The 11,914-nt window shown below is 71.7% G+C and carries 13 protein-coding genes; 6 read left to right on the top strand and 7 right to left on the bottom strand.

The window, feature by feature from the left end:
* Window positions 1–15: 15 nt before the first annotated feature.
* The 3 genes from SLNSH_RS07670 to SLNSH_RS07660 are packed head-to-tail and all read right to left on the bottom strand — an operon-like array spanning window position 16 to window position 2,771.
* The gene (locus SLNSH_RS07670; RefSeq protein WP_106336097.1) at window positions 16–1,176 is read right to left on the bottom strand and encodes an ABC transporter substrate-binding protein; all 1,161 of its coding nucleotides are present in this window, start codon (window positions 1,174–1,176) and stop codon (window positions 16–18) included.
* 34 nt (window positions 1,177–1,210) lie between these two features.
* Window positions 1,211–1,891 (bottom strand): isochorismatase family protein, encoded by a 681-nt coding sequence (locus tag SLNSH_RS07665; RefSeq protein ID WP_106336096.1) that lies wholly within the window; start codon window positions 1,889–1,891, stop codon window positions 1,211–1,213.
* A 10-nt stretch (window positions 1,892–1,901) separates the two neighbouring features.
* Window positions 1,902–2,771: an isocitrate lyase/PEP mutase family protein gene (locus SLNSH_RS07660; protein WP_106336095.1), complete on the bottom strand. Its 870-nt coding sequence runs from the start codon at window positions 2,769–2,771 to the stop codon at window positions 1,902–1,904.
* 186 nt (window positions 2,772–2,957) lie between these two features.
* On the opposite strand from SLNSH_RS07660, the gene SLNSH_RS07655 reads away from it, so the two are divergent.
* Window positions 2,958–3,641, top strand: a complete 684-nt coding sequence (locus tag SLNSH_RS07655) for a GntR family transcriptional regulator (protein ID WP_106336094.1) — start codon at window positions 2,958–2,960, stop codon at window positions 3,639–3,641.
* Between the two features lie 24 nt (window positions 3,642–3,665).
* On the opposite strand, the gene SLNSH_RS07650 is transcribed toward SLNSH_RS07655, so the two are convergent.
* A complete protein-coding gene (locus SLNSH_RS07650) occupies window positions 3,666–3,935 on the bottom strand; it encodes a PsiF family protein (protein WP_106336093.1) in 270 nt (89 codons plus the stop codon).
* Between the two features lie 257 nt (window positions 3,936–4,192).
* Between SLNSH_RS07650 and SLNSH_RS07645 the strand changes: the two genes are divergently transcribed.
* Genes SLNSH_RS07645 through SLNSH_RS07625 form a run of 5 tightly spaced genes read left to right on the top strand, consistent with a single transcriptional unit; the run spans window position 4,193 to window position 8,414 of the window.
* Window positions 4,193–4,741 carry an RNA polymerase sigma factor gene (locus tag SLNSH_RS07645; RefSeq protein ID WP_106336092.1) on the top strand — a complete coding sequence of 183 codons (549 nt, stop codon included), beginning with the start codon at window positions 4,193–4,195 and terminating at the stop codon, window positions 4,739–4,741.
* Complete coding sequence (locus tag SLNSH_RS07640; protein WP_106336091.1) at window positions 4,734–5,153, top strand: hypothetical protein; 420 nt, start codon at window positions 4,734–4,736, stop codon at window positions 5,151–5,153. The genes SLNSH_RS07645 and SLNSH_RS07640 overlap by 8 nt, the downstream gene beginning before the upstream one ends.
* Before the next feature lie 20 nt (window positions 5,154–5,173).
* Entirely contained in the window at window positions 5,174–5,692 is a 519-nt protein-coding gene (locus SLNSH_RS07635; RefSeq protein WP_158266713.1) for a periplasmic heavy metal sensor, read from the top strand.
* A gap of 59 nt (window positions 5,693–5,751) precedes the next feature.
* Window positions 5,752–7,194 carry a DUF1800 domain-containing protein gene (locus tag SLNSH_RS07630; protein ID WP_106336089.1) on the top strand — a complete coding sequence of 481 codons (1,443 nt, stop codon included), beginning with the start codon at window positions 5,752–5,754 and terminating at the stop codon, window positions 7,192–7,194.
* Between the two features lie 2 nt (window positions 7,195–7,196).
* Window positions 7,197–8,414, top strand: coding sequence for a DUF1501 domain-containing protein (locus SLNSH_RS07625; RefSeq protein WP_106336088.1), 1,218 nt, complete (start codon window positions 7,197–7,199; stop codon window positions 8,412–8,414).
* Window positions 8,415–8,480: 66 nt separating this feature from the next.
* On the opposite strand, the gene SLNSH_RS07620 is transcribed toward SLNSH_RS07625, so the two are convergent.
* The 3 genes from SLNSH_RS07620 to SLNSH_RS07610 all read right to left on the bottom strand — a co-directional run bounded on the left by SLNSH_RS07620 (window position 8,481) and on the right by SLNSH_RS07610 (window position 11,854).
* Window positions 8,481–9,449: a M14 family metallopeptidase gene (locus tag SLNSH_RS07620; protein ID WP_106336087.1), complete on the bottom strand. Its 969-nt coding sequence runs from the start codon at window positions 9,447–9,449 to the stop codon at window positions 8,481–8,483.
* An 84-nt stretch (window positions 9,450–9,533) separates the two neighbouring features.
* Window positions 9,534–10,736 (bottom strand): NAD(P)/FAD-dependent oxidoreductase, encoded by a 1,203-nt coding sequence (locus SLNSH_RS07615; RefSeq protein WP_158266712.1) that lies wholly within the window; start codon window positions 10,734–10,736, stop codon window positions 9,534–9,536.
* Window positions 10,737–10,750: 14 nt separating this feature from the next.
* On the bottom strand, window positions 10,751–11,854 hold the full coding sequence (locus SLNSH_RS07610) for an oligopeptide/dipeptide ABC transporter ATP-binding protein (RefSeq protein ID WP_210202489.1): 1,104 nt from the start codon (window positions 11,852–11,854) through the stop codon (window positions 10,751–10,753).
* Window positions 11,855–11,914 lie beyond the last annotated feature (60 nt).

Here is an 11,914-nt window from a genome sequence, read left to right as displayed (position 1 = left end):
CGGTCGCGCGCGCGATCAGTTCACGACTGCGAGCTGGGTCCACTTCCCGTCCTTCACCTGCATCAGGTAGACGGGCTTGTTCACGGTGTGGTTCTCGTTGATCACGAGCTTGCCGGTGAGCGGCAGGTCGAAGCTCTTGATCGCCAGCATCTCCTTGCGGAAGTTCTCGCCGGTGATCGGGAGCTTCTTGTCGTCGAGCGACTTGAACACCGCCGCCATGATGTACGGGGCGTCATAGAGGTACTGGGTGTAGGGCAGGCCGTTCGGTTCGCGGCCCACTTCCTTGCGCCAGCGCTCGACATAATCGGCCACGGGCTTGGACTCGAGGCCGGGGGCCAAGGAGGTCGCGATCACGCCCTCGGCTGCCTTGCCGAGCTGCTCGATCAGCTTGGGATTGTACACCGCGGAATAGGAGCTGACCGGCTGCTGCAGGCCGAGCTGGCGCATCTGCGCGATGACCTGCGGAGTATCCGACACCAGCCCCTGGATGTGGATGATGTCAGGGTTCGCGGCGCGCACCTTCAGCAGGGAGCCGGTCCAGTCCGACGCCTTCGGGTCGTAGGCCTCGTAGGCGACGACCTGCCCGCCGGCCTTGGTGAAGACGTCGCGATAGATCTGGGCGGCGACCACCCCGGTCTCGTTGTTGATGTAGAGGACGGCGGCCTTCTTCTTGCCCAGGGTCGTGGCCGAGTAGTTGGCCACCGCGGTGATGTCGATGTCCGCAAGCGGGAAGGTGGTGTAGGTGTAGTCGCCGAGCTTGGCGATTTCGGCCGAGTTCGCGCCCACGGAGAGCTGGACGACCTTGTTGTCGTTGGCGACCGGCGCGATGGCCTTCACGACCGCCGACCAGGCGCTGATGAAGGCGGGCGTCTTGTCCACCGAGATCAGCCGGTTGGCCGACTGGATGCCCACTTGCGGGTCGGCCCGGGTGTCGAGCACCACCATCTCCAGCTTCTTGCCGTTCACGCCGCCGGCGGCGTTGATGGCGGCGACGCCCCATTCGGCGGCCTTCACCTGGTCCTGGCCATAGAGAGCCTGGCCGCCCGAGAGCGGCATGGCCAGGCCGAACTTGAACGTCTCCTGGGCCTGGGCGGCGCCGGCCGCGAGCCCCAGGGCAAGGAGACTGAACCCGGCGAGAGCCGCCCGGCGATGGATTGAGCGAGACATGAGTTTCATCGTTTTCCCTCCACAAACGGCTTGATTGTGTGGCTCAGCCGATCGCCCTGAGGGCGCTCAAGGCGTCGCTGGTCGGCATGACGTCCGCATATTTCGAGGCCATGTCGAAGAGGTTGACCGCGTGCGACGTGGCGGACCGGTCGTAGACGGCGTCTTCGGGCACCAGGACGCGGAAATTGTACGCGAAGGCGTCCACGACGCTGCCGCGCACGCAGCCGCTGGTGCTGCACCCGGTCACCACGAGCGTGTCCGCCCCGAGGTTGATGAGGTAGCTCGTGAGCGGCGTGCCGAAGAACGCCGAAGGATGCTTCTTCGGCAGCAGGATGTCCTGCTCGGCCGGGGCGATCTCCTCCACGAACTCGTAGCCCTTCGCCGCCACGTTCATGATGGCCGGCACCTTGTCGGAAAGGCGGCCCCTGTCGAACGACTGCTTGGGCGCCACATAGGGGTAGAGCACGGGCCAGCCCCGCTCGCGGAACACGTCGAGCACTTTGCGGATGTTGTGCACCGCATCCCAGGCGACCTCGCCGCAGGAGGTCGGATATTCCTTGATCGCCTCCCAGAACGGCATGGGGCGCGTGCCCACGGTGCGGTACTGGACGTCGATGATCAGAAGGGCAGGGCGGGAGCCCAGGCCGGTCGCGCGGCCGAAGCCCGCCGCGTTGTAGGCCCGCTGCTCTTCCTCGGAGATGATGCCGTCCCAGGGTCTCGCCATTGTTCGCTCCTCACGATCCCACGCGGTAGCGCTGCTCGCGCGCGTCCCACTCGTCCTTGGCCACGGCCCGCTGGCGTTCCTCGAAGGAGGCGAGCCGGTCGGCGACGGAGTCGAGCCGGCCCTCGGCCTTGAGCGCGCCCAGAACCTCGTAGGAGGCCCTCAAGGCGGCCTGCAGGGCAGCGTTGGCGTAGAGCACGATGGAGAAGCCCATTTCGGCGAGCTTCTCGCGGCCCGGATCGGGCGTGCGGCCGCCGAACACGATGTTGGCGACCTGCGGAACGCCGATCTCGCGCGGGATGCGCGCGAGCTGGTCCAGCGTCGTCGGGGCCTCCACGAAGGTGACGTCCGCGCCGGCCTCGACAAAGGCCTGCGCCCGCTCGATCGCGCGGTCGATGCCCTCCACGGCGGCGGCGTCCGTCCGGGCGATGATCTGCAGGTTCTGGTCGTGGCGCGAGTCTGCCGCCGCCTTGATCTTCTGGACCATCTCCTGGGTGGAGATGACGTCCTTGCCGTTGAAGTGCCCGCACTTCTTGGGGAAGACCTGGTCCTCGATCTGGATGCCCGCCGCGCCGGCGCGCTCGAGCACCCGGATCGTCCGGACCATGTTGACGGCGTTGCCGAACCCGGTGTCCGCATCCACGATCAGCGGCAGCGACACGCAATCCGCGATCGCCGCGACGGTGTCGGCGACCTCGGTGACGGTGGTCAGGCCGATGTCGGGGGCGCCCAGGCGCATGTTGGCGACGCCGGCGCCGGTCACGTAGACCACTTCGAAGCCGAGATCCTCGATCACGCGGGCGAACAGGCCGTTGGCGGCCCCAGGGACCGTCACCGCGTTCCGGCGGGCCAGGATGGCCTTCAGGCGTTCAGTCGATTTCATTGATCCTCCCACCCGCAGCATCGCCGTGCCGGGCCGATTGGGAGGCGAGCTTATCCCGCGTTGGTCAACTGTCAACAGTTTGCTATCATAGTCGGCGTGGGCCATTGTTCACGGCAGGGCGGCGGCGAGACCGCCCGGAGCAGGTCAGGGTGGAAACCGAGGCGATCTCTCGATAAGGGCTGCGCGATGAGCGTTCTCAATCCCATTGCAGGAACATCCCTCGCCAACGAGGCCTTCGGGAAGCTCGTCGAGGCGATCACGTCGGGCGAGTTCGAGCCGGGGGAGAAGCTGTCCGAAGCGGATCTGGCGCGAAAGCTCGGCATCAGCCGCGGCCCGCTGCGTGAAGCCCTGGGGCGGCTGGAAGGCCGTCTCGTCACCCGGACGCCACGGCTCGGGGTCAGGGTGATCCAGTTCAGCAAGGACGACCTGGAGCACCTGTTCCTGGTCCGGGAGGCCCTCGAGGGCATGGCCGCCCGCCTGGCGGCCGAAGTGATCACGGACTCGGAGCTGCGGAGCCTCGGGGACCTGCTGCGGCAGCACGCCAACCGGCCCGCGCTCGCCGCCGGCCAGGCCTACCGGCAGCACTCCCACGACGACGACTTCCACTTCGCCATCGTGCACGCGTCGCGCAGCGAGCGGATCGAGCGGCTGCTGCTGGACGAGGTGTACTACCAGCTCCGGATCCACAGGCTCCGGTCCAGCACCCGTCCCGGCCGCGCCAAGGCGGCCTGGCACGAGCACGCCGCGATCCTGGCCGCCATGGAGCAGCGCGACCCGGACGGCGCCGAGATCGCCATGCGCCGCCACATCCGCAACGCGAGGCTCAGCGCGACGGCCGCCCTGGACGGCGAGGGCCGGCCCAACCAGTAGGCCGGCGCCTCGCCGGCGACGCCCTCAGGCGCCGCGCATGCACTTGGACCGGAACGACTTGCGCGCCTTGCCGTGCAGGCCTTGCTGGTCGGCCTGGGCCGAGCATTCCTTCGACTTGGCCGACCGCTCGGCCTTGCCCGCCGGCGCCGCCGAGCGCTTCGCCGGGCCGCTGTTCTGCATCATGCTGCGGGATGCGCCGGCCTGGTTGGGGCTGGCCGTCGTGGCGCTCTGCGCCATGCCGAAGCCCGTCGCCGCGAGAAGGAGGCCGCCGGCCAGGAGAGCTGACTTAATCATCGCATGAACTCCGCGCGATTTGAGACGCCAAGCCAATGGCGAGCCTCGCTCTCCCGTTCCATCATGGCGCGCGGGACGAGGCCGACGGATTTCGCCGGCCGGACCGTTGAACGGCCATGAGCGACGTTCCGACCACGATCATGCCCGGCCGACGTCCGGTGGCCCGCCCCGACGATCCCGGCCCCGCGACCGAGAGCCTGCGGCGCCCCGCGGCGACTCGGGATCGCCATGGCTGATGACGACGGCGGGCTGCCCTGATGGTGGAGGATCCCGACGAGGACCTGGTCCGCGCGATTGGGCGCGGCGATGCGCGCGCCATGCGCAGGCTCGTCGAGCGCAAGCTGCCGCGCCTGCTGGCCCTCGCCCGCCGCATGCTGGCCGACTCCGCGGAGGCCGAGGACGTGGCCCAGGAGGCGTTTCTGCGGATCTGGCGCAACGCGGCGACCTGGAAGGCAGGCTCGGCGCGCTTCGACACATGGATCCATCGCGTGGCGATGAACCTCTGCTACGACCGCCTCCGGCGCCGCGCCGTTCGGACCGAGTCGGAGCATGCCCAGGAGCCGCCGCTCGCCCTGGAGGCGGAGCGCGACGATCCGGCCGAGGAGCGCCGGTCGCGAGTCGAGGGCGCGCTGCAGGCCATCGCTCCGCGCCAGCGGGAGGCCCTCGTGCTCGTCTACTACCAGGAGCTGTCGAACATCGAGGCCGCAGCGGCCATGGGGGTCAGCGTCGACGCGCTGGAGAGCCTGCTTGCGCGCGGGCGCCGGGCGCTCCACGCCATTCTGATCAGGGACCGGGACAATGACTGAACAAGCCGCGCCCATGGACATCGGGCGCTTCGGCGCCCTTGCAGAGGCCTATGGCGGCGCCATCGAGCGGTGGCCGGCCGAGCATCGCGACGACGCCCGCCGGCTCGCCGCCACGGAGGCGGGTCGAGCGATCCTGGGCCGGGCCTTGGCGCTCGACGCGGAGCTCGACCGCTACGCCGTGGACGCGCCCGCCGCGGCGCTGGTCGGCCGGGTGGTGGAGGCCGCTTCCGGCGGCCTGGCCCGCAAGCGCCGACGCCGGCTCTGGTGGGCTGCGCTGGGCTTCGCCGGCGTCGGCCTGGCCGGGGCCTTCGCCGGAGTCGCCGTCGCCACGGCCGTCCTGCCGCCGGCCTCGCCGGCCTTTGCGGACTTCGGGACCTGGACCGTCGGCGACGAAGCGGATGGGGCCCTCTGATGGCACGGGAGACCAGCGACATGGCGGAGCCCGCGGTGGACGAAGGCCGGAGCCGCGAGCGGACTGCCGGCTCGCGCCGAGAGAGGCGGTGGATCATCGTTCTTCTGGTGACCGCGATCTTCCAGGCTGGCCTGCTCGCAGGCGGCGCTTTCGTCTGGTGGCGGCAGGCGCACCGGGTCGGGCCCGGGGTCGGGCTCGCCCGGGCGGTGATGCTGACCGCAGACGCCCGGGGCCGGGAGGCTTTCCGGGCCAGCATGGCCGAGGGCCGCCGGCAATCGAGGCCGCAGGTCCGGGACGTGAGGGAGGCCCGGGCGGCGCTCGGTCGCGCGCTGGTTGATTCGAACGCGTCGGTCGCCACCGTGCAGGAGGCCCTGGCGCGCCTGCGCGGAGCCGAGGTCGCCCTGCGCGAGCGCCTGGAGCCGGAACTCGCCCAGGCCCTCGTGGCCCTGGGGCCGGAGGGCCGGCGGGAGCTCGCCGGCGCCCTCGTTCCGGCCAATCGGAGGGCGGGGCCGCCGCAGACCAAGATTCCCGGTCCTTGAGCGACGGAACGGCCGACCGGGTCCGTTCAACCAGAAGTCGCAATTCCGGATGGAAGCCGATGACACGCACTGACGACGCCCTCCGCCCCGCCCTGGCCATGTCGCGGTTCGGCCTGGGCGCCCGCCGCGGGCGCGGGCTGGACCTGCCCGGGGATCCGATCGACGCGCTGCGCGAGGAAATCCGCGCCGGGGCCGATCCCCTGTCGGACAATCCAGACCTCGCCCCCAGCGACGAAGTCCTGCGTCAGTTCTATGCCTTCCGCGAGGCCCGGAAGGAGGCGCGCGAGAGCGCGCAACAGGGCGGGGCGGGAAAGGCGTCGCCAGGCATGCGGCCGGACATGGCGGCAGGCAGCCCGGAGCGCGCCGGCGCGAAGGATCGCCCCGAAGGCCCCCCGCTGCCCCGGCGCATCTTCCTGGCCGAACTGGAAGCCCGGGCGGAGGGCGCCTGGCGCAGGCCGGGCGTCGGCTTCGCCGAGCGGATGGTCCTGTTCTGGAGCAACCACTTCGCCGTCTCCGCCGCCAAGGGGCCTGTAGTCCGCGTTCTCGCGGGCGCCTTCGAGCGGGAGGCGATCCGGCCCCACGTGTTCGGCCGGTTCGCCGACATGCTCATGACGGTGGAGACCCACCCGGCGATGCTGGTGTTCCTCGACAACCAGCGGTCCGTCGGCGCCAATTCGCCCGCCAGCCGGGGCGGCCGGAACGGTCTGAACGAGAACCTCGCCCGGGAGATCCTCGAACTCCACACCCTGGGGGTCGACGGCGGCTATACGCAAGGAGACGTGACCGCCCTGGCGCAGGCCATCACCGGATGGACCATCGTGGGGCCGCAGGGGCGGATGGGCGAGCCCGGCCGCTTCATGTTCAATCCCCGGGCGCACGAGCCGGGGGACAGGACGATCCTGGGCGTGCGTTACCCCGCTTCCGGGTTCGGGCAGGGCAGGGCGGCGCTGCTGGCGCTGGCGCGCCACCCCGCGACCGCCCGCCATGTCGCCACGAAACTCGCCCGCCACTTCGTCGCGGACGAGCCGCCGCAAGCCCTTGTCGACGCTCTCGCGGCGACCTACCGGAACACCGACGGGAACCTCGCCGCCGTGTCGGAGACGCTCGTGCGGCATGAGCTCGCCTGGGCTCCCGAGCGCGCCAAGGTGCGCTCGCCGCTGGAGTTCACCATCGCGCTCATGAGGGCCACCGACGCCCAGCCCAACGGGCAGCGCCTCGCGGGCGTGCTGGCCAGCATGGGCCAGCCGCTCTGGGCCCCGCCCGGGCCCAACGGGTTCTCCGACCTCGCGCCCGCCTGGGCTTCCGCCGAGGGGGTCAGCGCCCGCATGGACGTCGCCTCGCTCGTGGCCTCGCAGGCCAGCAGTGACGACCCCCGCGCGCTCGCCGAGACGCTCTTCGGGCCGCTTCTCTCCGCCCAGACCCGAGAGGCGGTCGCCCGCGCCGAAACGCGCCAGCAGGGCCTGGCCTTGCTGTTCCTTTCCCCCGAATTCCAGAGGCGCTGACCATGTCCTGCGAACTCATCACGCCGAGCCGCCGCGCCGTCCTGGGCGCGGCTGGGGCCCTCTTCGCCTGGGCTTCCATGCCGCGCTTCGCGTTCGCGGCAGGGAACAGGGACGCCCGCTTCGTGACGATCATTCTGCGCGGCGCGCTGGATGGACTCACTGCCGTGCCCCCGGTCGGAGACCCCGACTACGCGGACATGCGCCGTTCCATCGCCCTGTCGGCCTCCGGCGACAACGCGGCCCTCGCGCTCGACGGCTTCTTCGCCCTGCATCCCTCGATGCCGAATTTCGCGCGGCTCTACGGCAAGGGCGAGGCCGCGGTGGTGCACGCCGCGGCCACTTCCTACCGCGACCGCTCCCATTTCGATGGGCAGGATGTGCTCGAATCCGGCTACGAGCGTCCCGGGCGCACCGATTCCGGCTGGCTGAACCGCCTGCTCGCGACCGTGCCTGCCGGCGCCCGCGTGGATCCGGCCGCCGGGCTCCGGGGCGTTTCCGTGGGAGCGGCGGCCCCCCTGGTGATTCGTGGTCCCGCGCCTGTGCTCGGCTGGGCGCCGCCCATGCTCAGGCCCGCCCGCGCCGATCTCGCTCCCCGGCTGATGGACCTCTACGGCCAGACCGATCCCCTCCTGGCGAGGGCCCTGGGGGAAGCGGTTGAGACCGGCAAGGTCGCCTCGGGGCTCGACGTGAAGGCGCAGGGCGGCGCGGCCGATCCGGTCGGCATGGCCCAGATGGCCACGGGCGCGGCGCGGCTGATCGCCCGCCCGGAAGGGCCTCGCATCGCCGCACTGGCCTTCGAGGGCTGGGACACGCACGCCCAGGAGATCGGCCGGCTCGCGCGCCTCCTCGGCGGCCTGGACGGCGCGCTGGCCGCCTTCGAGCGGGAGCTCGGGCCGGCGTGGAAGGACACCGTGATCCTCGTCGCGACCGAGTTCGGCCGCACCGCGCGCGTGAACGGGACGGAGGGCACCGACCACGGGACCGGCACGACCGCCTTCCTGGCCGGCGGCGCGGTGAAGGGCGGACGCGTAATCGCCGACTGGCCCGGCCTGAAGGCCGCCCAGCTCAGGGACGGCCGCGACCTCGCGCCCACGACCGACCTGCGCGCCGTGGTCAAGGGCGTCGCCGTCGACCTCCTGGGCTGCTCGCCGGCGGCGCTGGGCGAGACCGTCTTCCCGGGATCGGGCGCCATCGCGCCGATGCGCGGGCTTGTCGCCTGACCACCTGCGGGACCCGCCAAGGGCCAGGCGCGGCCAGCGCCTGGCGGTTTGCTCCGGAGCCCCTCCTCAGCGGGAAAGGGGCGTGCCGACGTTGCCGATCAGCTGGCCCGGCATGACAAAGGCGTGCTCCGTCTGGCGCAGCACGTAGCCCGGCACGGGGCTCCGGACGGGCCGGGGCTGCGCATCCGCCCCGGCGACGGGGTGGATGCGGGCCACTACGGTCTCCGGGCTCACCTCGTCGCCCAGGCCGACCAGATGCTCGACCAGCCCCGGGGCGGAGGCGAGATATTGGCCCTCTGGGCCCGCCGTGACGTGGACGCCTGCAAAGGACGCGGGCGGCAGGGTCGGCTTCAGCACTCCGAAAGCGGCGAGGCCGCGCAGCAGTCCCTCTTCCATGATGCGGAGCTCGGCGCCCTGCATCCGTCCGCCGCCGCCTTCCACCTCGATGGAGGCGAGGTCCATCTCCTTGGCCGCGCCGCAAGCGGTCTCGCGGATCCCGTCCACGTGCTGGATGAACCGATAGCCCCAGGCCTCCATCAGGCGCGTGAGCGCCTCGGAGCCCACCTTGCTGGACGCCGTCGAGAAGCCGAAGACATGGGGGACGACGCTGACGTCCCGCCCGCCCGCGTGGACATCGATGAGCAGGTCGACGGCTGTGAACAGGTGTCGGGTCGCGAAGGCGGCCAGGCGCTCGGTCGGCGTGCCGTCCGTTTTGCCGGGAAATACCCGGTTCATGTTCTGCCCGTCGAAGGGCGAGAGGCGCCGGCCCTTCTCGGAGGCCGGAAAGTTGATGGAAGGCGCGATGATGATGCGCCCCGTCACCGCCTCCGGGGCGATCGACGCCGCGAGGCGGCGCAGCACGACCTGCGCCTCGTACTCGTCGCCGTGCACGCCGCCTAGCAGGAGGACGGACGGGCCCGCGCCGTTGTTGATGCAGCACAGGACGTCGCCGCTGACGCCGTCTAGGGCGCCGGTGATCGGCCCGAGGTCGTAATACGCCTTGCCCGGGCGCGCGGGGTCGAATTCGGAAAGCATGGTCCGCCTTTCAGGGCAGGTGAGGACGCGCGGCGCCCGGAGCCGGGCGCCGCTGGTCGAGGCTCTGGATCGAAGGTCGCGGCCTCAGGCCGCCCGGCTCACCACCGATGTGGCCAGCGCCGCGGCGGGCTGGTGGAAGCGCGCCGGCGAGAAGGGCTCCAGCGCCTCGGGCTTGGTTCCGGTCAGGATCCAGTCGGTGAACAGCTTGGTGAAGCCGAGCGAGATGGCGAAGCCGTGGCCCGACCAGGCGTAGCCGTAGAGCGTGTTGGAGAGCGCCTCCGTCTGGCCGATCAGGGGGATCACATCCGCCGCCACGGTCTCCACGCGCGACGCGTCCGCCTTGAGGAAGCTCGAGCTGTCGATGAACGGGAACGTCATGATGGCGTCGGTGATGTTCTGCGTCAGGGCGCTCAGCGAGCCCTTCCAGAGCCCGTCAGGCGTGTGGGCCACGTGGGCGCCGCCCGAGAGCATCAGCGTTCCGTCCGGAATCTGCTTCACGGCGAGCCTGCGGTGGGCGTGCGAGAGCAGGTGATTGACGGTCTTGTTCAGCGGGTTGGTCACGTAGAGCATCTGCGGCATCAGGTTCCACACGGGGCTGAACTCGTGCGGCCGGAAGATGGGCTTGAGCAGGTCCTGGGCGCCGGCGTTGGCCACGACGACGAGCTTGTCGCCCACGGGCACGACCTCGCCGCTGGCCAGCTTCACGCCCGTGGCGGCGCCGCGCGCATGGAGGATCTCGACGACCTTGGCCCCGGTGCGGATGGTCGCCCCGGCCTTGGCGGCCTCGCGGGCGAACTGCCGGGTGGCGAAGGTGTGGTCGCCCACGCCGTCGTTCGGGCAATGCACCGCGCCGATGATGCCGCTCGCCAGCTCCGGCTCGCGGGACAGCGTCTCTTCCCGACTCCAGATCTCCGAAGGCGCGCCGAGGCTCGACTGGGCGGCCGCCATGGCCTCCATGCGCCCGCGCACTTCGTGCTCGCGGTGGCCGTAGGGCACGTCGAACACCTTGATGCCGCCGATGCGGCGGTAGCCGACGCCGCCTTCGAACGTTTCCTGATAGTGCTTCCACAACTCGAGCGAGAGCGCGCAGACGGGCAGCTCCCGGAAGTCGCGGCCGTTGGCGCGCACGCCGCGCTCGCCCGGGCCGCCGGACGCGCCGCTGGCGATTTCGCCGGCCTCGAGCAGCGTCACCGACCGGCCGGCCGAGGCGAGCTGGTAGGCGAGGCTCGTTCCATAGATGCCGCCGCCGACGATCACGACCTCGGAGGCTTGGGTGGTGCTGGACATGGGATGAGACCCTTTCATGGTGAAGGCGGGGACCGGTGAGCCGCGGGCTCGTCGGCGAAATGGCAGCTGGCGACGCTCGACCCCCCGGGGGCGGGGCGCGGGGCGGGGATGTCTTCCACGCAGCGCCGGGGCAGGCGGCCGTCCGGCGTGGCGACGGCCAGCGCCGGCTCGCGCGCCGCGACGAGGCGGGCGGCCGGGCAGCGGGTGTGGAACGGGCAGCCGGAGGGGATCGCCAGCGGGCTGGGGATGGAGCCCTCCAGCACTGGCGCGGGCTCGCGGGTCCCGGCGGGCCCGTGGCCGGACGCGGCCATGAGGCTCTGCGTATAGGGGTGGCGCGGGGCGCCGCAGACCTCCGCTACCGGACCCTGCTCGACGAAGCGCCCGAGGTACATGACGCCCACGGCGTCGGCCATGTGCTCGACCAGGGCGAGGTCGTGGGTGATGATCACGAAGGTGAGCGCCAGGCGCTCCTTCAGGTCCATCAGGAGGTTGATGATCTGCGCCTGCACGGAGACGTCCAGCGCGCTCACGGGCTCGTCGAGCACGAGGATGTCGGGCTCGCAGATGATGGCGCGGGCGATGGCGGCGCGCTGGCGCTGGCCGCCCGAGAGTTCGTGCGGGTAGCGCGCCAGGTGGGCCGCGCTCAGGCCCACGAGCCCGACCGCCTCCGCAACGCGCGCCTCGCGCGCCTCACGGTCCGGGCGCAGCCCGTGAACGACGAGCGCCTCCGTGAGCGTCTGCCGCACGGTCATGCGCGGGTCCAGGGACGCGCGCGGGTCCTGGAGCACGAGCTGGATGCGCCGGCGCAGGCGGCGCAGGCCCGCGGCGTCCAGGTCCGCGAGCGCCTGCCCGTCCACGCGCACCTCGCCCGCGCTCGGGGGCAGGAGGCCCACGAGCAGGCGCGCGAGCGTGCTCTTGCCCGAGCCCGACTCGCCCACGATCGCGAACACGCTCCCGCGCGGCGCGCGGAAGGACACGCCGTCGACCGCGCGCGCGGTGGGCGCGGGGGCGCCGAAGAGGCGCGGGCGCCCGCCGAACCAGCGCGCGACGGCGCGCACGTCCACGGCCGCGTCCATGTCCGGGCCCGCGGGGGCGGGGGCGTCTGCGATCGCGCTCATGGGCGCTCCTCCGCGAAGGCGCAGGCGACCACGCGGCCGTCCACGGGCCGGGGCGCGGGC

Origin of the sequence: Alsobacter soli, from assembly GCF_003004785.1 — a bacterium.
GTDB classification, from domain to species: Bacteria; Pseudomonadota; Alphaproteobacteria; order Rhizobiales; family Beijerinckiaceae; genus Alsobacter; species Alsobacter soli.
The sequence above is the reverse complement of the archived record's forward strand: the minus strand, read 5'-3'. Positions and strand labels throughout refer to the sequence as shown.